Source organism: Nonomuraea sp. 3N208, from assembly GCF_052245935.1.
Taxonomy (GTDB): domain Bacteria; phylum Actinomycetota; class Actinomycetes; order Streptosporangiales; family Streptosporangiaceae; genus Nonomuraea.
Genome location: NZ_JBQQBR010000007.1, coordinates 134,159 through 152,040, shown reverse-complemented (window position 1 = coordinate 152,040; position 17,882 = coordinate 134,159). Strand labels below are relative to the sequence as shown.

The 17,882-nt window shown below is 69.1% G+C and carries 15 protein-coding genes; 9 read left to right on the top strand and 6 right to left on the bottom strand.

What is annotated here, in order from left to right; all coding sequences use genetic code 11:
• The first annotated feature begins 1 nt into the window (after nt 1).
• Together ACTWPT_RS12540 and ACTWPT_RS12535 are read left to right on the top strand one after the other, a co-directional pair.
• A complete protein-coding gene (locus ACTWPT_RS12540; RefSeq protein WP_443177485.1) occupies nt 2–1,360 on the top strand; it encodes a sulfatase-like hydrolase/transferase in 1,359 nt (452 codons plus the stop codon).
• A gap of 51 nt (nt 1,361–1,411) precedes the next feature.
• Nucleotides 1,412–2,266 carry an aldo/keto reductase gene (locus ACTWPT_RS12535; protein ID WP_443177484.1) on the top strand — a complete coding sequence of 285 codons (855 nt, stop codon included), beginning with the start codon at nt 1,412–1,414 and terminating at the stop codon, nt 2,264–2,266.
• Nucleotides 2,267–2,525: 259 nt separating this feature from the next.
• Here ACTWPT_RS12535 and ACTWPT_RS12530 read toward each other — a convergent pair whose 3' ends face one another.
• The 5 genes from ACTWPT_RS12530 to ACTWPT_RS12510 all read right to left on the bottom strand — a co-directional run bounded on the left by ACTWPT_RS12530 (nt 2,526) and on the right by ACTWPT_RS12510 (nt 8,677).
• Nucleotides 2,526–3,281 (bottom strand): HNH endonuclease, encoded by a 756-nt coding sequence (locus ACTWPT_RS12530; protein WP_443177483.1) that lies wholly within the window; start codon nt 3,279–3,281, stop codon nt 2,526–2,528.
• Nucleotides 3,179–3,856: an RNA-guided endonuclease IscB gene (gene iscB, locus ACTWPT_RS12525; RefSeq protein ID WP_443177482.1), complete on the bottom strand. Its 678-nt coding sequence runs from the start codon at nt 3,854–3,856 to the stop codon at nt 3,179–3,181. Before iscB ends, ACTWPT_RS12530 begins: the two co-directional genes overlap by 103 nt.
• A 545-nt stretch (nt 3,857–4,401) precedes the next feature.
• Nucleotides 4,402–6,342 carry a glycosyl hydrolase family 18 protein gene (locus ACTWPT_RS12520; RefSeq protein WP_443177481.1) on the bottom strand — a complete coding sequence of 647 codons (1,941 nt, stop codon included), beginning with the start codon at nt 6,340–6,342 and terminating at the stop codon, nt 4,402–4,404.
• A gap of 122 nt (nt 6,343–6,464) precedes the next feature.
• Nucleotides 6,465–7,193, bottom strand: coding sequence for an aspartate/glutamate racemase family protein (locus tag ACTWPT_RS12515; protein ID WP_443177480.1), 729 nt, complete (start codon nt 7,191–7,193; stop codon nt 6,465–6,467).
• On the bottom strand, nt 7,190–8,677 hold the full coding sequence (locus ACTWPT_RS12510; RefSeq protein WP_443177479.1) for an NCS1 family nucleobase:cation symporter-1: 1,488 nt from the start codon (nt 8,675–8,677) through the stop codon (nt 7,190–7,192). Before ACTWPT_RS12510 ends, ACTWPT_RS12515 begins: the two co-directional genes overlap by 4 nt.
• Nucleotides 8,678–8,812: 135 nt before the next feature.
• Between ACTWPT_RS12510 and ACTWPT_RS12505 the strand changes: the two genes are divergently transcribed.
• From ACTWPT_RS12505 to ACTWPT_RS12475, 7 genes are all read left to right on the top strand, one after another.
• Nucleotides 8,813–9,412 carry a helix-turn-helix domain-containing protein gene (locus tag ACTWPT_RS12505; protein WP_443177478.1) on the top strand — a complete coding sequence of 200 codons (600 nt, stop codon included), beginning with the start codon at nt 8,813–8,815 and terminating at the stop codon, nt 9,410–9,412.
• A gap of 123 nt (nt 9,413–9,535) precedes the next feature.
• On the top strand, nt 9,536–9,820 hold the full coding sequence (locus tag ACTWPT_RS12500) for a luciferase domain-containing protein (RefSeq protein ID WP_443177477.1): 285 nt from the start codon (nt 9,536–9,538) through the stop codon (nt 9,818–9,820).
• 329 nt (nt 9,821–10,149) lie between these two features.
• Nucleotides 10,150–10,641, top strand: coding sequence for a hypothetical protein (locus ACTWPT_RS12495; protein ID WP_443177476.1), 492 nt, complete (start codon nt 10,150–10,152; stop codon nt 10,639–10,641).
• Entirely contained in the window at nt 10,641–12,029 is a 1,389-nt protein-coding gene (locus ACTWPT_RS12490; protein ID WP_443177475.1) for a hypothetical protein, read from the top strand. Before ACTWPT_RS12495 ends, ACTWPT_RS12490 begins: the two co-directional genes overlap by 1 nt.
• Nucleotides 12,026–13,351 carry a VWA domain-containing protein gene (locus ACTWPT_RS12485; protein ID WP_443177474.1) on the top strand — a complete coding sequence of 442 codons (1,326 nt, stop codon included), beginning with the start codon at nt 12,026–12,028 and terminating at the stop codon, nt 13,349–13,351. Before ACTWPT_RS12490 ends, ACTWPT_RS12485 begins: the two co-directional genes overlap by 4 nt.
• Before the next feature lie 11 nt (nt 13,352–13,362).
• A complete protein-coding gene (locus ACTWPT_RS12480) occupies nt 13,363–14,478 on the top strand; it encodes an ATP-binding protein (RefSeq protein WP_443177473.1) in 1,116 nt (371 codons plus the stop codon).
• The gene (locus ACTWPT_RS12475; protein WP_443177472.1) at nt 14,475–17,231 is read left to right on the top strand and encodes a hypothetical protein; all 2,757 of its coding nucleotides are present in this window, start codon (nt 14,475–14,477) and stop codon (nt 17,229–17,231) included. The genes ACTWPT_RS12480 and ACTWPT_RS12475 overlap by 4 nt, the downstream gene beginning before the upstream one ends.
• A 101-nt stretch (nt 17,232–17,332) precedes the next feature.
• Here ACTWPT_RS12475 and ACTWPT_RS12470 read toward each other — a convergent pair whose 3' ends face one another.
• Nucleotides 17,333–17,728, bottom strand: a complete 396-nt coding sequence (locus ACTWPT_RS12470) for a RidA family protein (RefSeq protein ID WP_443177471.1) — start codon at nt 17,726–17,728, stop codon at nt 17,333–17,335.
• Between the last annotated feature and the right edge of the window lie 154 nt (nt 17,729–17,882).

The following is a 17,882-nucleotide window of genomic DNA, read 5'->3' as shown; positions in this document are numbered from 1 at the left end:
CTTGCGTCCGAACGTGATCGTCGTCTTCACCGACCAGCAGCGGTGGGACACCGTCGGCCCGCTCACCCCCAACCTCGACAGGATGGCCAGGCACGGCACCCAGGCCACGGTCGCGCTCACCCCCCAGCCGGTGTGCGCGCCCGCCCGCGCCGCACTGCAGACGGGCCGCTACCCGACCACGACCGGCGTCCACCGCAACGGCCGCGTCCTGCCGCCCGAGGAGCGCACGCTGGCGCACCACTTCGGCGCGGCCGGCTACGCCACCGGCTACATCGGCAAGTGGCACTTGGCCGGCAGTGAGCCCGTGCCGCCGGACCAGCGGGGCGGCTACCAGTCGTGGCTGGCGGCGAACGCGCTCGAGCACACCTCCGACGCCTACCGCACGGTCGTGTTCGATGAGGCGAACGACCCCGTCATGCTGCCCGGCTACCGCTCCGACGCGCTTGTGGACGCGGCCATCAGGTTCGTCGCCGACCACCACGACGAGCCGTTCTACCTGTTCGTGTCGTTCCTGGAGCCGCACCACCAGAATGAGGTGGACAACTACCCGGCGCCCGACGGCTACGAGGAGCGTTACCAGGGCACCTGGATGCCGCCGGACCTGGCCGCGCTCGGCGGCACCGCACACCAGCACATGGGCGGTTACCTGGGGCAGGTCAAACGCCTGGACGAGGGGCTCGGGCGGCTGCTGGACGCGCTCCGCAGCATGGACCTGCTGGACGACACGATCGTGGCGTACACCTCCGACCACGGCAATCACTTCAAGACCCGCAACGGCGAGTACAAACGCTCCTGCCACGACGCCTCGCTCCGGGTGCCGCTGGCGCTACGCGGGCCCGGCTTCGACGGAGGGGGCGCGATCTCGCGGCCCGTCAGCACGCTCGACCTGCCGCCGACGCTGCTGGAGGCCGCCGGACTGCCCGTACCTGCTGAGATGCAGGGACGGTCGTTCCTGCCGCTCGTCCGCGACCCTCGGGCTTCCTGGCCTGACGAGGTCTTCTTCCAGGTCAGCGAGTCGGAGGTAGGGCGTGGCATCCGTACGTCCCGCTGGAAGTACTACGCGGTCGCCGAACACGCCCACCCGTGGGACGACCCGTCCGCCGATCGCTACCGCGAGCAGGCCCTGTACGACCTGGAGAACGACCCGCACGAGCTCGTCAACCGGGCGGGGCTCCCGTCACACACCGGGGTGGCGGCCGAGCTTCGGGAGCGGCTCGTCCGCAGGATCGCGGAGGCCGAAGGGACCGAGCCGGTGATCGAGCCGGCCGTCGAGCTCCCGGCCCGGCCCCAGGCGATGACCGACCCGGAGGTCCGGCTCCGCGGGCCGAAGCCGGTCAGGTTCGGCCACCAGCGCGGGTGACACGATGTCGGTGAGAAAGCAGCCATCAACGTTCAGATGGAGTGTCCCCGTATGTCCATAGAGCTCCAGTCCACTGGCACGTTCACCATTGGCGGCAAGACCGTGCACCGGCTCGGCTTCGGTGCCATGAGTCTCACCGGGCCCGGTGTCTGGGGGCCGCCGCGCGACCACGACGAGGCCATCCGGGTGCTGCGCCGGGTTGTCGAGCTGGGTGTGGACTTCATCGACACCGCCGACTCCTACGGGCCTTACGTCAACGAGGAGCTCATTCGGGAGGCGCTGCATCCGTACCCGGAGGAGCTGTTCATCGCGACCAAGGCCGGGTTCGTCCGGACGGGGCCGGGCCAGTGGCATGCCGTGGGGCGGCCCGCGTACTTGCGGCAGGAGGTCGAGATGAGTCTGCGCCGGCTCGGGGTGGACCGGATCGACCTGCTCCAGCTGCACCGCATCGACCCGCAGGTACCGCTGGAGGAGCAGGTCAGTGAGCTCAAGGCGCTCCGGGACGAAGGAAAGATCGCTAATGTCGGTCTGTCGGAGGTGAGCGTTGAGGAGCTGGAACAGGCGCGGCGCATTGTTGAGATCGTCACTGTGCAGAACCGCTACAACCTCACCAACCGGTTCTCCGAAGACGTGCTGCGGCACTGTGAGGAGCAGGGGATCGGGTTCATCGCTTACAGCCCCATCGCCAAGGGCGCGCTGGCGGCGCCGGGCGGTCCCGTGGAGCACGTCGCCAAGGTCGTCGGGGCCACGCCCGCCCAGGTCAGCCTGGCCTGGCTGCTGGCACACTCCCCGGTGATGCTCACGATCCCCGGCACCTCGTCGGTCGCCCACCTGGAGGAGAACCTCGCGGCCTCCACCGTGACGCTGACGGCCGAGCAGGTGCGCGAGCTCACGGCGGCCTGTTGAGGGCGCTGAACGAAGGACGCGGGCGGTCGCCGGACGATTCGGCCACCAGCCAAGGACTGAGCTTTATTGTCCCGGCCCTCCGTCGTCTTCTCACGCTCGGGACAACGCGCCGGATTCATGCTCCGCGCGCGCGTTCAGGCCCACTGGTCTCAGCTTTGAGCAACGGTGACAGGGTGGTTAGCTTGATCACACCGACGCGATAGGCCGGATCGGCCGCCCGGCACCACGCAGCGACCGCGGTCTGATCGTCGACGATCAGCTAGGGTCGCTGGTGCGTGCTTTGTCGGCGATTCCGACAAATCCCATCCGGTTCACGCTGGAATGTGTAGGCGTAGCCATCCGCCCGTTGCAGAAGGCGGACATGACGGTGGCTGATGCCTTGGACAGTGCCCTGGGCGGTGGTGATGTCGAACCGGCCGGTGGCGCGGACGGCGACGCGGCCGGTGTAGGCTCCGGCCTTCTTGCCGGTGGGGACGACGGCTCGGGCGAAGTCTCCGGTCTGGAAGCCGAAGTGCTGTTTCTGGCGGGGAAGCCGCAGGCGGGGGAAGCCCTGCTTGTCGGTGCGGGTGCGGGCATGGGTGCCACGGCCTGCGCATCCGGCGACCAGCACCGCCGACACTGTTTCGGTGATGGTGTCGAGCTTCCCGACGGCCAGGGCGTCGAGGGTGTGGGTCTTGGGCAGGTGGTTACGGGTACGGTTCCACTTTGTGCGGCCCCCAGAGGCCACATGAGTGGGCAAACGAGCGTCGAGTGCTCGCCACAGCGCCCATCGAGTGGACTGCACGGCAGCGACGTCCCGAAGAGGCGCCTTGGCCTGCGCCAGGATTGTGGTGAGCAGCTTCGGCTTGCTCGCAAGGAACTCTCCGATGGGCCGGTTGGACTTCGCCTCGTTGCACGGCACGCAGGCTAGCGTTAGGTTGCTGATGCGGTCGGTGCCTCCTCGGCTGCGGGGTGGATGTGGTCGATGTTCAACGGCACATCCGACACGCCGCAGTAGGCACACCGCCGTCCCCATTCCGCCAGCAGGTACTCCCGCACCTCGTATCCGGCGAGAGTGCCCTGCTGGTACTCCACCCCTTCCAACCGTCGGCCGACGCTGATGGCGTGGGTGTCGAATGCGACCCGCTCCAGGTGCACCGCCCGCACCGGTGCCCAGCGGGTCAGCCGGTCGATCCAGGAGACGGTGGTGGCCACCCGGTGGTGCAGGGATGGTGGGAACCAGCCCTTGGGGCGGGTGCGGTTGTCGAAGCGGGGCTTGCGGTAGCGCAGGTTCCGGCTGCGGCGGCCACACCGGTAGACGGCCCGCTGCTGCATCTTCTTGCGGATGGTCGCGCCGCGGTGGTCGAGCCGGATGCCGTACCGGGCGCGGCGCTCACCGGCCTCGGCGGTGAACACCGCGATGCCGGTGTGCTGGGAGCCGGGGTCAGTGCCCAGTTCTACCCCGTCCACCTCGCTCTCATCGATGGTGCGGTCCTTGAGGCGGATGACAAACGGCGTGTGACGGTGGACAACGGCCCGTCCCTTCTTCAGCAGCTGGCGCGCCCTGGCCGGGGTGCAGGGCTGCAGCGGACGTCCATGCTTGTCGAGCACGAACACATACGGCGGGGACTCACGTCCCTTCTCCCGAACCTCGCGGTCCGGGGTGACGCCCCCGGCGGTAGGTGAACCACCGAAGATCTCACCTCGCACATGTCCCGCGCCCGGTGCCCTACGGCCTTCGAGCCCCGTTTCGTCCCTGATCCCTGGGTTGTCTGCTGACCCGAATTCGAGAGCACGCTGCTGGTAAGGCCCCGCGATCACGCGGGGGATCCGGCTACAGCTCCACCACTGCCCACCGCAAGCACATCCGTGGGGACGTTGTGCTCGCGGACAAGGTCATCCCAGGCCGTCCTCGAACGGGGTCGCAGGCGGCAAGAAGCCAGAAGTTTCACGATCGAACACACTATCGCATCACGGAGTGTTATCGCAAGGTAACTGAATATTCTGGATCTCTCAATGGCCAGTCGCAACGATGTGCATCAAGGAACACTTTGTCGTTGTGATCGCGCCGTTCCCACAGTTACGGCCTGGTCCAGGTCGTCGCTGACCAGATAGGTGAGGCCGGCCCTTCCGGAGAAGGGACCGGCCTCGTCAGATCAGACCAGGCCGTTCCTCATGGCCGTGAGCAGTTCGGCGTTGGTGGTGTCACCGCTGAGCTCCCAGAAGAACGAGCCGCCGAGGCCCTGGTTCTTCGAGTAGTTCATCTTGCTGCCGATCGTGGCTGGCGTGTCGTACGCCCACCACTGCCCGCCGCAGTACGCGTACGCGGTGCCCCCGACCGTGCCGGTGGCCGGGCAGCGGGTCTTGAGCACCTTGTAGTCCTCGATGCCCTGCTCGTACGTGCCCGGCGCCGGTCCCGAAGCGGTGCCGCCCGGCGCCGCCTGCGTGACCCCGGTCCAGCCGCGGCCGTAGAAGCCGATGCCGAGCAGCAGCTTGCTCGCCGGCACGCCCTTGCTCTTGAGCTTCTGGATCGCGTTGTCGGAGTAGAAGCCGGCGATGGGGATGCCGGTGTACGAGGTGAGCGGCGAGTGCGGGGCCGTCGGGCCCTGCGCCGCCCAGGCGCCGAAGTAGTCGTAGGTCATGACGTTGTACCAGTCGACGTACTGCGCCGCGCCGCCGTAGTCGGCCGCGTCGATCTTGCCGCCGTTGGTGCCGTCGGCGGTGATGGCGGCGGTGACCAGGTTGCCGGAGCCGAAGCGGGAGCGCAGCGCCGACATGAGGTTTCTGAACGCGGCCGGGCCGCTGGTGTCGCAGGTCAGGCCGCAGGCGTTCGGGTACTCCCAGTCGATGTCGATGCCGTCGAAGACGTCGGCCCAGCGCGGGTCCTCGACCAGGCGGTAGCAGGACTCGGCGAACGCGGCCGGGTTCTGCGCGGCCTGCGTGAAGCCGCCCGACCAGGTCCAGCCGCCGAAGGAGAAGAGGACCTTCAGGTTGGGGTACTTCTTCTTCAGCTTGCGCAGCTGGTTGAAGCTGCCGCGCAGCGCGCCGGCGTCCCACGTGTCGGCCACGCCGTCCACGCTCTCGCCGGCCTGGTAGAAGCGGTCGTAGTCGGCATACGAGTCGCCGATCGTGCACTGGCCGTTCTGTACGTTGCCGAAGGCGTAGTTGATGTGCGTCAGTTTGGCGGCCGAGCCGCTGGTGTCGATGTTCTTGACGTGGTAACCGCGCTGGTAGACGCCCCACTGGACGAAGTAACCGAGCACCTTGTTGCCGCCGCCTCCGCTGCCGCCCGTGGTCGTGGCGGTGACGGGGCTGCTGGCGGCGGAGCGGTTGCCGGCGGCGTCGCGGGCGCGGACGGTGTAGGTGTAGGCCGTGTTCGCGCTCAGGCCGGTGTCGGTGTGTGAGGTGCCGGTCACGGTGGCGATCAGCGTGCTGCCTCGATAGACCTCGTAGCCGGTGACGGCCACGTTGTCGGTCGAGGCGTTCCAGGCCAGGGCGACGGTGCTGCTCGTGACCCCGGTTGAGCGGAAGTTGCCGGGGACCGTCGGCGGGCTGGTGTCGCCGCCGCCGCCCGTGGTGGTGGCGGTGACGGGGCTGCTGGCGGCGGAGCGGTTGCCGGCCGCGTCGCGGGCGCGGACGGTGTAGGTGTAGGCCGTGGCGGCGGTCAGGCCGGTGTCGGTGTACGTGGTGCCGGTGACCGTGGTGATCAGCGTGCTGCCCCGGTAGACCTCGTAGCCGGTGACGGCGACGTTGTCGGTGGAGGCGTTCCAGGCCAGGGCGACGCTGGTGCTGGTGACGCCCGTTGAGCGGAGGTTGCCGGGCACGGACGGGGCCGTGGTGTCGCCTCCGCCGCCGGTCGTCTGCTTCCATAGGGCCGGTACGTTCGGCGGCTCCCAGCCGGGCTGGGACGTGTGCGCCTGGAGGCATTCGTACTCGACGCCGTTGTACGTGACGCGCGTGCCCGTCGCGTACGCCGTCCATGGCGCCCAGTCGGCGAAGACCACTGTGGCGGAGCCATAGGCGGTGGGCGGGGCGACGACCGCGGCGGTGAGGGGCAGCGCTAAGGCCGCCAGGCAGGCCAGGATCTTGTGTCTCATGATGCTCCGACATCCGTTGGGGGGTGAATGGGGAGTGGGATGCCAGGAAACTATTAGGAAAGTTTCCTTTTAGTTGTGAGACGACGTTAACCTCTACCTGCACAGGCGTCAATACATTCCGTTCAGATCGTGAAATCGCGCAGTAAACCGGAGTAGCGCTTCGGCCGGGGTGCGGCATACTCGCCGCGCTTGCCCGTCCGCAGGCCGAGCGCGACGAGCGACTCGACGAGCTTGGTCGCCGCCGTCACCCCGTCGATCACCGGGACGCCCGTCTCGTCCGACACCTCGGCGGCGAAGTCCGCCATGCCTGCGCATCCCAGCACGACGGCGTCGCTCCCGTCGCGCTCGACGGCCGCTACGCACAGCTCCGTCACGGTCTTCCGCGCGCTTGGATCCTCGAGGTCGAGGACCGGGATGTCGCACGCGTGCACGCCCCGGCAGGCGGCGCCGAAGCCGTAGCGGTGGGCGAGGTCCCAAGCCCGCCCGACGGTCCTGGACAGCGTCGTCACGACGCTGAAGCCCCGTCCGAGCAGCGTGGCGGCGTGCATGGCGGCCTCCGCGATGCCGACCACGGGGCCGGCGGCCAGCTCGCGGGCCGCGTCCAGGCCGGGATCGCCGAAGCAGGCGATGACGTATCCGTCCACTCCCTCGCGCTCGCCCGCCGCGATCTCGGCCAGCACGCCCGGCACGGCCAGGGCCTCGTCGTAATGGCTCTCGATCGACTCCGGGCCCATGCTCGGGCTGACCGCGGTGACGACCGTCGACGGGCACGCCACCGCCCTGGCGCAGCGACCGATGGAATCGGTCATGGCCAGGGCGGTGTTCGGGTTGATCACTTTGATGTGCGTCATGCGGCGGCGGTGATCCGGGGCGAGAGCCGTTCCAGGACGACCAGGGCCACGAAGCCGAGCCCGCAGCCGATGAACCAGCTGTAGTCGGCGATCCACGTCACGTTCGTCGTCGTGACGCCCAGGTCGAGCAGCATCTTCGGGAGCAGCACCGAGGCGATGGCGGGCACCCCGGCGGCGACGGTGGCCCAGACCGCGTTGGGGTTGTAGCCCTTGCTGAACCAGTACCGTCCGGCCTGGTCCATCGTGAACAGCTCGTCCACCGACACCCGCTGCCGCGCGCACACGTAGTAGCCGGCGATCAGGATGCCGAACAGCGGCCCGATGAGCGCGCCGAGCAGGCCCAGCGTGTAGTGGATGGCGTCGGGGTTGCTGTACCAGTTCCACGGCGTGAGCAGCACCGAGCCGACCGCCGCGATCATTCCGCCGGTACGCCAGCTGATGCGTTGCGGGCTGACGTTCGAGAAGTCGAAGGCCGGTGAGATGAAGTTGGCCACGATGTTGATGCCCACGGTCGCGATCACGAAGGTGAGCCCGCCGAGCAGGATCGCGAACGGCGTGTCGATGCGCTGCACCGTGTGGATGGGGTCGGTGATGAGCTCGCCGAACACGGGCACGGTGGCCGAGGCGGTGATCACGGTGAGGATGGAGAAGAAGAGGAAGTTCACCGGCAGGCCGAGGAGGTTGCCCTGCTTGACGGCCTGGAATGACCGCCCGTACCGCGAAAAATCACCGAAGTTCAGCATCGGTCCGGAGAAGTACGACACGACCAGGGCGGTCGCGCTGAGCATCACCGGGATCGACTCGGCGAAGCCGAGGCTTTCGCCCGACAGGTCCAGGCTGATGTTCTCCCAGCCCGCCTGGCTCACCAGGTAGATGGCCAGCACCACCATGACCACGTAGACGGCCGGCCCAGCCCAGTCCACGAATCGCTTGATCGCGTCCATGCCGCGCCAGAACACTGCCGCCTGGGCGACCCACAGGATCGCGTAGCAGATGTAGCCGAGCACGGACAGGCCGAGGAAGGCCGGCTCGTTCAGCGCTGCCGTGGCCGGCCAGAACTTGAGGAAGATGATGATGAGCGCCTGCGAGGCCAGGTACGTCTGCACGCCGTACCAGGCGATCGCGATCGAGCCGCGCACGATGGCGGGGATGTTCGCGCCGCGCACGCCGAAGACGGCCCGGTTGATCACCGGGTACGGCACGCCGGTGACCTGGCTCGGCTTGGCCACCAGGTTGCAGAAGATCTGCACGATGACGATGCCGGCCAGCAGCGCGAACAGCACCTGCCAGCTGGCGAGGCCCAGCGCGAACAGGCTTCCGGCCGTCACGTAGCCGCCGACGCTGTGCACGTCGGACATCCAGAAGGCGAAGATGTTGTACGACGACCAGGTCTGCTTCCGCAGCGGCGCCAGGTCCTCGTTGGTGAGCCGGGGGTCGTAGGCGGAGGGTGGCGCTGCGGTGATCGACGCGGCGGGTTCGGACATTGCGGCATCCTTGGGGGGTAGGTCCTCGACGTAGTGTTAAGTGATCACTGAACACTTGCCGTTAACCTATGACTGCACGCACGGTTGTCAATTGCGTCTATGTAAATCCCTTGTGACAAAAATGGTGTGGAGGCCATGGAGAGCCGTACCGGGCTGGAAGCGGTCAGCAACGAGCTACTCGGTCAGCGGCTCCGCGACCTGCGCACCGAGTCGGGCAAATCGCTCCGCGCGGTGGCGCGGGAGATGAGCATCTCGCCCAGCGCCGTGTCCCAGATCGAACGCGGCACGATGCGGCCATCGGTGAGCAGGCTCATCGCCTACGTCACCGCCATCGGGGTGCCGCTGGCGGCCGTGTTCGACGTGCCGGAGGATCCGAAACCCGACCCCGCCGTGCCCGGCCTGGCCATCCGGCGGGCGTGGGAGGTCGCGCCGATCGAGCTCAGCGGGGGAGTGACGTTCCGCAGGTTATCGCCGGTGCCGGCGCCGGACGTGGAGTTCTTCGAGTCGACCTACCCGCCGAACGCGATCTCCACCGCCCACGGGCAGTTCCTCAAACACGAGGGGTACGAGGTGGGCACGGTCACCGCCGGAGAGCTGACGATCGAGTTCGAGACCGAGGTCGTCACCCTGGCCAAGGGCGATTCGATCACCTTCCCGTGCAGCCGGCCGCACATCATCGGCAACCGCTCCGACACCGTGACCGCCGTCGCGACCTGGCTGATCGTGCACCGCTGAGCGTTCATAACGGTTGTGGAACGGTCGATGACGCGAAGGTCCGCGGTCCTTCAGCATGGAGCTGTGGGAATTACCGTCAGGCGACGGCTGGCTGAACGGCGGGGACCGTATCTGGTCCGCGCCGTGGCGGAGTTACGGTCCTGGCCGGCGCTGGCGGTCAGCGACACGCGGCGCGGTGTGACGTTCGCCGTGCGCGGCACCGAGATCCTGCGGCTGACCGGCCACGACGAGATGCAAGTCCGCCTGACCGCCCCGGCGATCGACCGCCTGGAGCCCTACCTGCTGGACTGCGACCAGGTGCAGGCCTGCCGCGACCGGGCCTGGGTGGCCGTCCACGTGGACGCGGCGCCCGATTTGGAGTTGCTGCTCGCCCTGGCCAGTGTGGCCATCAAGGAGCACGTGGCCTGACTGGTCCCGTTTCGCGCGTCCGGCGTGCGGTCCGTCTCCGTGACGGTGCGCCAGTCCGGCGCCAGGATGCGCCTGGTGAGCGGGTTGCACAGCTCGATGCGGTTGCCGCCCGGCTCGTAGACGTACAGGAAGAACGTCTGCTGGATGGCGTGCTTGTGCGGCCCGGTCTCGGGGAGAAGCGGTGACCGTACCTGGGCGGCAGGTTTGATCGTTTCCCCCCGTTCTGTCGGTGAGGTCGGGTAGGTTCCCGGATCAATTGATCAGCCGTTCGCGAAGGCGCGGGCACTCCCGCCTGCCCTGCGAACGGCCGGGGCGGAGGTTCTGAGGTCGTGGACGCGGACAGAGCCGCGTGGGAGCAACGCAGCGTGGTACGGGTGGTGACGCCCGTCGAGCCGCGCAAACTGGCGAAGGTGCCGTTCGTCGAGCTGGCCGACGGCCGGCTCCAGGGCGTCGTGTCGAGCGGATCCGACATCGAGCGGGTCTACGTCTCGTCGATCACCGCCGGCACCCATGCGCTGAGCTGCAGCACGAACAACAACCGGCCATGCGGCGCGCTGCACGGTTACGCGTGCAAGCACATACGCATGCTGGCCGACGAGGCGGTCCTGCAGTACGGAATGGACCGGGTGGCCCGCTATCTGCGGGTCGAGGTGGCCGAGCACGGCGACCTGATAGGCAGCCTCAACAGGCTGGTCGAGCGCACGCCGGCGGCCGTGGTGTTCAGCCGGTTCCTGCGCCACCTGGCCTACCTGGAGGTGTCCGACAGCACCGAGCCGCTGGCCGAGCTGCACTGGTTCCCGGCGATGGGGGCGGTGCGCTGATGCTCGACGTACAGCTTGGCGAGCTGCTCAGCGGCGCGCCGGCCGGAGCCGATGAGGCGCTCGAACTGGTGGCGGGCTTCGACGACGCGCTCGTGCACGGGTTCGCGCGGATCGGTGAGGAGCCGGCCGCGGCGCTCGGCGCGTTGGCGGGCGCGTTGGCGGCCAGCCCGCTCGGCGACCGGATCGGCGAGTCCGTGGAGAAGGTGGTCGCGGGGTCGATCGGCGACGAGCATCTGGCGGCGCTGGCCGGTGCGCGGGCCGCGTTGACGGGGGCGGTGCACGACGCCCTGCTCGGCCGCCTCGACGCGGCGCTCGGACGGACGCGAGCTTCTTGGGAGGCGGACCCGAAAACAGGCGAACACTCTGACAATCTGCTCGCCGGATGCCGGGTGTGGCTGCGCGAGCTGGCCATCGTCGGCTGGCGTGGTGTCGACCACGACGTCGTCTCCTCTTCCGACCAGGCGATCGAGGCGCTGCTCGCCGTGCCGGCGCTGCGCGGGCTGGCGGTGCTGCTCGACGGCTTGGCGGCGGAGCTGCGGGCCTCGTGCCCGGTGAGCACGATGGAGCGCGTGCCCGCACGCAGATGGGCCGACCTGTGGACGCGGGCCCTGCTGCTGTCGCAGTCAGGACCCTGGAACGGCGGATCCGAGGAGGTGTCGGGGCGGCTGCTGATCCTTGGTGCCGACGTGCACGAGCATGCCACGGTCGTACGCGTCCAGGTCCACGGCATCCTCGAGCCGGCCGGAGGCGCGCCTGCCAGGCTCGTACGCACGAGCGTGGCGGCGGCGAAGGTGGACACGATCGTCGGCCCGGCCGTGTGGCGGCTGATGGGCGGCCACCCGGTGCTGCTGGCCGCGCTGGCCGAGCACCGCAGCCTGGAGATCACGGACATGCCGTTGCTGGCCGGCGGCGACCTGGTGTGGCACGACGACCGAGCCCGCGCGGGCGAGGAGGCCGACCCGTTCACGACCGCCCGCGTCCAGCTCGGCGCGGCCGTCGCGGCGCCGGTCCCGCCGCTCGACCGCCATCCCGTACGCATCGCCGAGCCCGTGGTGATCGAGGGCTACACGGTCGAGGGAGAGACGCTGGAGCTCGGCGGCGGCAACACGATCGCGCTCGACCTGGACCGGTTGCCGTCGTCCACGCCGCTCAGCCCCGAGCTAGTGGCGGCGTCCTCCGCTTGCATCGGGCTGCTGCGCTGGGACGGCGGGCGGTGGCTGCTGCAGCCGCTCGCGGTCCAGGCCACGGTCAAGAAGAAGCCCGTCGCCGTGCACACCGGCGACTGGGCGATGGGCCCCACCGACCCCAAGGTGGTCAAGGCTGAGGCGAAGTCCGGTGACGCGGTCGCCGTGCTGCGCGAGCGGGCAGGACGGCTGCTGCGCAAATGAGCGATATCACCGACAACGAAGCCGACGCCGGGCAGAGCGCCGACATGACGCGGCGGCAGGTGCTCTACTGGCGGCTGCTGTCGCGGCTGTTCGCTCCCGACGAGCAGCCCACACTGGAGACCGCCAGCGTCGCCATCGTCGACGATCTCGGGCTGCCGCCCGCGTTGCTGGACCCGGGCGTCTCGGTCGACACCCTCGTGCAGCGCTTCCCCGAACTGGGCGTCGAGCTGCAGGACCTGATGGTGGAGAAGGAGCACGAGGCCGGCGACGAGGTACGCCGCGCCGCCCTGGTCTCCAAGCTGCTGCTCAACGTCTTCTCGACGGGCGGCGGCGGCAATGTCACCGCGTCCCAGCTGGAGCGCTGGAAGCAGGACGCGGCCTGGTTCGAGAAGGGCATGGGCTGCGAGCCTGGCGGGCTGCGGCACAGCCCGGGCGATGAGGAGGTGGCCGCGGTCCTCGCGGGCATCGAGGGCGACCTGGTCAAGCGCATGCACCTGCGCGAAGTGCTCGCCGACCCGGCCCTGGCCAGGCAGCTGACGCCCAGCATGTCGCTCATCGAGCAGCTCCTGCACGACAAGCACAACCTGTCGGGCGTCGCGCTGGCCAACGCCAAGGCGCTGATCCGCAAGTTCGTGGACGAGGTCGCCGAGGTGCTGCGTACCCAGGTGGAGAAGACCAGCGTGGGCGTCATCGACCGGTCGGTGCCGCCGAAGCGGGTCTTCCGCAACCTCGACATCGAGCGCACCATCTGGAAAAACCTCACCAACTGGAGTCCAGAAGACCAGCGGCTCTACGTGGACCGGCTCTACTACAAGCAGACCGCCCGCCGCACCACCCCGGCCCGGCTCATCGTGGTCGTCGACCAGTCGGGTTCGATGGTGGACGCGATGGTCAACTGCACCATCCTGGCGTCGATCTTCGCGGGCCTGCCCAAGGTGGACGTGCACCTGATCGCGTACGACACCCGGGCGCTCGACCTGACCCCGTGGGTGCACGACCCGTTCGAGGTGCTGCTGCGCACCACGCTCGGCGGCGGCACCGACGGCACGGCCGCGATGGCGCTGGCCAGGCCGAAGATCTCCGATCCGCGCAACACCGTGATGGTGTGGATCTCCGACTTCTACGACAACCGGTCGCTGATCAACGACTTCGAGGCCGTGCACCGCTCGGGGGTGAAGTTCATCCCCGTCGGCTCGGTCAACAGCTCCGGCTACCAGAGCGTCGACTCGTGGTACCGCCAGAAACTCAAGGACCTGGGCACCCCGGTGATCTCGGGCCACATCCGCAAGCTCGTCTTCGAGCTCAAGAACTTCCTCACCTAGGAGAACCTCGCATGAGTGACGATATGCTGCGCGCCCCCGCAGAGGTGAAGTACGCCGAGGAGCTCGACTGGCTGGAGTCGATCGACGACGGTCCCAAGCCGTTCTCGTGGCGGCTGAGCCCGCGCATGATCCGGCTGTTCATCCTCGGCTCCGAACGCTCCGACGGGCTCGACAGGGAGATCCCGCAGAAGTGGTTCGGCGACCGCAGTTTCGTCGAGCGTGCCGTCGTGACCCTGGCGTCCGACCGTGGCCTGCTGCTGATCGGTGACCCGGGCACCGGCAAGAGCTGGCTGGCCGAGCTGCTGTCCGCCGCCATCTGCCGCAACTCCACGCTCGTGGTGCAGGGCACCGCCGGCACCACCGAGGACCACATCAAGTACTCGTGGAACGTCTCCATGGTCATCGCCAAGGGCCAGTCCCGCGAGTCGATGATCCCCTCGCCGATCATGACGGCGATGGAGAACGGCGTGATCGGCCGTTTCGAGGAGCTGACCCGCTCGACCAGCGACGTGCAGGACGCGCTGATCTCGATCCTGTCCGAGAAGTACGTCTCCATCCCGGAGCTCGACGACGACAACATCGTCTTCGCCCAGCCAGGCTTCTCCATCATCGCCACCGCCAACAGCCGCGACCGAGGAGTCAACGACCTGTCGTCGGCGCTCAAGCGCCGCTTCAACTTCGTCCGCATCCCGGTGGTGACGAACAGGAAGAGCGAGGCGGAGATCGTCCGCTTCCGTACCGAGGAGCTGTTGCGCAGGCACCAGATCGAGCTGGACCTGCCGCCTACGCTGCTGGACATCCTGCTGCAGAGCTTCGCCGACCTGCGGTCCGCCGCCGCCTCGGCCACCAGCGACGACGAGAAGCTGGAGTCTGCGCTCTCCACGGCCGAGCAGATCGGCGTGCTCGAGGACGCGATCCTGCACAGCCACTTCTTCGGCGACCGCGTGCTGCGCGCACAGACGCTGGCCGGCTCGCTGGTCGGGTCGCTGGCCCGGCGCAGCCCCGAGGACCTGGCCATCCTGAACAAGTACTGGCACGGCGTCGTCGAGCCACGCAGCAAGAACGGCGGCGGGCCGTGGCAGGAGTTCCTCGAGGGCGGCCGCGAGGCGATCGCCACCCTGTCATGAGCACGTTCGACCCGCTGCGGGAGCAGCTCGCCCAGGCGGCGCGGGAGTTCGGCGGCGACACCGTGTCCGGCATTCTGTCGGGGATGGTGAACGACGTCGACCGGGCGTTGCGCGAGGAGCTGGAGATCTTCCCGGTCTGCCACCACTCACCGGCCTCGGCCCTGGCGATGGTGCGGCGGCTGCGTGAGAAGCAGCCGAAGGTCATCTACCTGGAGTTGTGCGAGGACCTGCAGCCGCTGCTGACCGAGCTGCGCAACTGCCGGCTGCCGGTGGCGGTGCAGGCGTTCGCGACCGACCTCGACGGCTTCCCCAAGACGTGGGCGCCGCTCAGCGTGGTGGCGCCCATCACGGAGGCGTCGGCCGAATACCAGGCCATCTCGTACGCGCTCGAAACTCCCGGCGTGGAGTTGGTCCTGGTGGACCGTTCGACCGACCACGTCTTCCAGTGGGCGCCCAAGGAGGAGCCGCAGAAAACCCCCAAGGACACCAAGGCCGAGGAAGCGGGCCTGCACGGCGACGCGGTCGGCGTCGACATCGGCGACCTGCGTCCACGCTTCGCCGAGCTGGAGGAGCACCTGCTGCACCACGGCAAGGTGCGGCACTGGTCGGAATGGTGGGACCAGTACGTCGAGCAGCCGCTGTCCGGCGCGGACTACGACACCTACCGCCAGGTGATGGTGCTGATCGGCAGCCTGTTCCGCCGCCTCAACCCCGACGAGCACCGGCTGACCGTGGACGAGGACCGCGAGCGCTACATGTGGACCAGGATGCGCGAGCACCTGGCCGCAACCGGCGCCGACCCGGCCGACTGCCTGTACGTGTGCGGCGCCTTCCACGCCGCCAGCCACGTCGAGCAGTTCGGCCTGCGCTCCACCGCCCCGTTCGAGATCACCCCGCGCACGAACACCAAGTGGCTGTACGGCCTCATCCCGTCCAGCCACTCGGCCATCGAGGCCCAGTTCGGCCTGGCCTCGGGGTCGGTGTCGATCGCGGCGGCGACGTGGGCCAAGGCGGTGACCCGCAGCGGCCTGACGCCGTTCCAGCTGGCCGGGCAGAAGGGAGCGCGCAAGCGCGCCTTAAAGTTGCCCGCGCCCAAGCCGGAGATCGCGCCGGCCGACAAGCTGACCGGGTTCCTGTCGAGGCCGCCCGTGCTCGACGAGCTGGACCAGTCCGAGCTGCTCGGCTGGTGCGTCGACATCGTCCGGCTGGCCCGCCGCAACGGCTACCTGGCCAGCACCGCCGACGCGATCGCCGTGTTCGAGACGTCGATCCTGCTCGCGGGCCTGCGCAACCGGGCCAGGCCCACCCCGTACGACTTCCAGGACGCGGCCGTCACCTGCATCGAGAAGGACGTCGTGCCGGGCCGCAGGGACGTGCGCCGGCTGTGCGAGATCCTGCTCGGCGGCGACCGCATCGGCGAGGTCGGCTACGACGCCCTGCCGCCGCTGGCCAGGAACGTCTACGACCGGCTCGAGCCGCTCGGACTGGACCTGTCGAAACGGACGATCCAGCGGGCACTGCTCGACCTCAACGCCGACGCGGCGCTGGTGCCCTGCTCCGAGCTGCTGTGGATGCTGCGTTACCTGCTGCCGGACGACGCGGTCCGGCCGATCATGGGCGAGCGGAGGCTGGGGGAGCGGTCGATCCAGGAGAGCTGGGACCTGGCCCTCGGCAAGCACCAGCGCTCCATCATCGAGCTCGGCTACGAGGGCGTCACCATCGAGCAGGTGCTGGAGCAGCGGCTGCGGCGCAAGGTCTGGGATCCCAGGGCGACGGCGGCCGTCGCGCTCGCGGCGGTCGAGGACGCGGTGCTCTACCTGGGCAGCAGACGCTTCGCCGACGAGCTCGGGGCGCGGGCCGTGGAGCTGCTGGCGACCGAGCGGAGCGTGGACGACGCGCCCGAGGTGCTGCGCAGGATCAGGCGGCTGATGGCCTACTACCGCGCGTCCGAGCCGGAGCTGCCGGCCTGGTGCGAGGAGTTCGCGACCGCTGGTTACGCGCAATACTGCACCCTGCTGCCCACGGCGTTCGTGGCCGACGACACCGGGGTGCGGCAGGTGGCCGCCATGCTGGGGTTCCTGTTCTCGATGGAGAGCCTGGCGCTGGCGCTGGGCTGCGACCGGGCGCAGCTGGAGCTGGCCGTGCAGCAGTCGCATCCCGAGGCGCCGGCCAAGGTGGCGGTGTTGTGGGCCGCGCGGACCCAGCTCGGGCTGCTGACGCAGGCCGAGCTGCGCAGGCGGTGCGACGAGCTGCTGGCCAATCCGCTCGTGGTGCCGTCGTTCCCGCAGTACATCATGGGGTTCGTGCAGGCCATGGAGCCTGTCCCTGCGCTGTCGGGCTTCGTGGTCGAGGTGATCTCCAAGGCGTTCGGGCGGCTGCCGGACAACGTGTTGCTGCCGTGGCTGCCCAGGCTGATCACGACGCTGCGGGATCAGGCGGGCGAGCTGATGCCGGCGCTGGTCCGGGAGGCCGGTCGGACGTTCCCCGGCAGCCTGGCCGCCGTGGACGCCTGGACGCCGCCGTGGTCAGCGCGGCCCGCACCGCCCAAGGCGGCCTCCGCGCCGATGGCGTCCGGGCCGGTGGCCGAGCTGCTCATGGGGCATCCGGCGGCCTGCGACGCCGTGGCGGCGCTGCTGGGCTGCGAGGGCGCATGGCAGGCACCCGCGGCCGCCGGAGCCGAGCACCGGGAGGCCCGCGCGCTGCTGGCCGAGCACCCGGAGCCCGCGCTGGCGGTGGCGGCCCTGCTGGCCTGACGCCGAACCCGGCCGTCGCGGGCACCTCGCCGGATGCCCGTGACGGCCGGCCTTCGCGCCGGTCGGCGGCAGCCGGGCGATGCGCAACGTGAGTGCCAGGACTACTCCGGCGAGGTGATCAGCGCGACCGCCTCGACCTCGACCAGCTGGTCCGGGTAGCCGAGGACGGTGACGCCGAGCAGTGTGCTGGGCACGTCGTGGGCGCCCATGTGGTCGCGGTAGACCTTCCACGCCTCGACCAGGTCGTCCCGCCGGGACGAGGCCACGTACACGGTGGTCTTGACGACGTCGGTCAAAGCGGCGCCGGCGCTGCCGAGCGCCGTGACGAGGTTGCGCATCACCTGGTGGGTCTGCCCGGCGACGTCCCCTACGGCGACGGTCGTGCCGTCGGCGTCCAGCGGGCAGGCGCCGGCCGCCCAGATGGCTCGCACCGGCACGTCGGCGACGGCCGCGTACGCGTATTCAACGGTCTGCGCGAGGTCGGAGCTGCGGATCAAACGAACACCAGGCGTCACGAAAACCTCTCAGTACACAAAGCTGGATGGATATCTGAATAATCGGCTAACGGGAAATGTCTTTCCGGTGATGCCCGGCTGAAAGCGAGGCCGGTGCCCGATTATGTCCCCTCTTCGGGTAATCCAGCTAACCCTT

What these genes read in the sequence shown, in the direction of transcription:
- ACTWPT_RS12535 (WP_443177484.1), top strand. Translation starts at nt 1,412, where the DNA reads ATGTCCATAGAGCTCCAGTCCACTGGCACGTTCACCATTGGCGGCAAG.
- ACTWPT_RS12530 (WP_443177483.1), bottom strand. Translation starts at nt 3,281, where the DNA reads ATGGGGACGGCGGTGTGCCTACTGCGGCGTGTCGGATGTGCCGTTGAA.
- ACTWPT_RS12520 (WP_443177481.1), bottom strand. Translation starts at nt 6,342, where the DNA reads ATGAGACACAAGATCCTGGCCTGCCTGGCGGCCTTAGCGCTGCCCCTC.
- ACTWPT_RS12515 (WP_443177480.1), bottom strand. Translation starts at nt 7,193, where the DNA reads ATGACGCACATCAAAGTGATCAACCCGAACACCGCCCTGGCCATGACC.
- ACTWPT_RS12510 (WP_443177479.1), bottom strand. Translation starts at nt 8,677, where the DNA reads ATGTCCGAACCCGCCGCGTCGATCACCGCAGCGCCACCCTCCGCCTAC.
- ACTWPT_RS12505 (WP_443177478.1), top strand. Translation starts at nt 8,813, where the DNA reads ATGGAGAGCCGTACCGGGCTGGAAGCGGTCAGCAACGAGCTACTCGGT.
- ACTWPT_RS12490 (WP_443177475.1), top strand. Translation starts at nt 10,641, where the DNA reads ATGCTCGACGTACAGCTTGGCGAGCTGCTCAGCGGCGCGCCGGCCGGA.
- ACTWPT_RS12485 (WP_443177474.1), top strand. Translation starts at nt 12,026, where the DNA reads ATGAGCGATATCACCGACAACGAAGCCGACGCCGGGCAGAGCGCCGAC.
- ACTWPT_RS12480 (WP_443177473.1), top strand. Translation starts at nt 13,363, where the DNA reads ATGAGTGACGATATGCTGCGCGCCCCCGCAGAGGTGAAGTACGCCGAG.
- ACTWPT_RS12475 (WP_443177472.1), top strand. Translation starts at nt 14,475, where the DNA reads ATGAGCACGTTCGACCCGCTGCGGGAGCAGCTCGCCCAGGCGGCGCGG.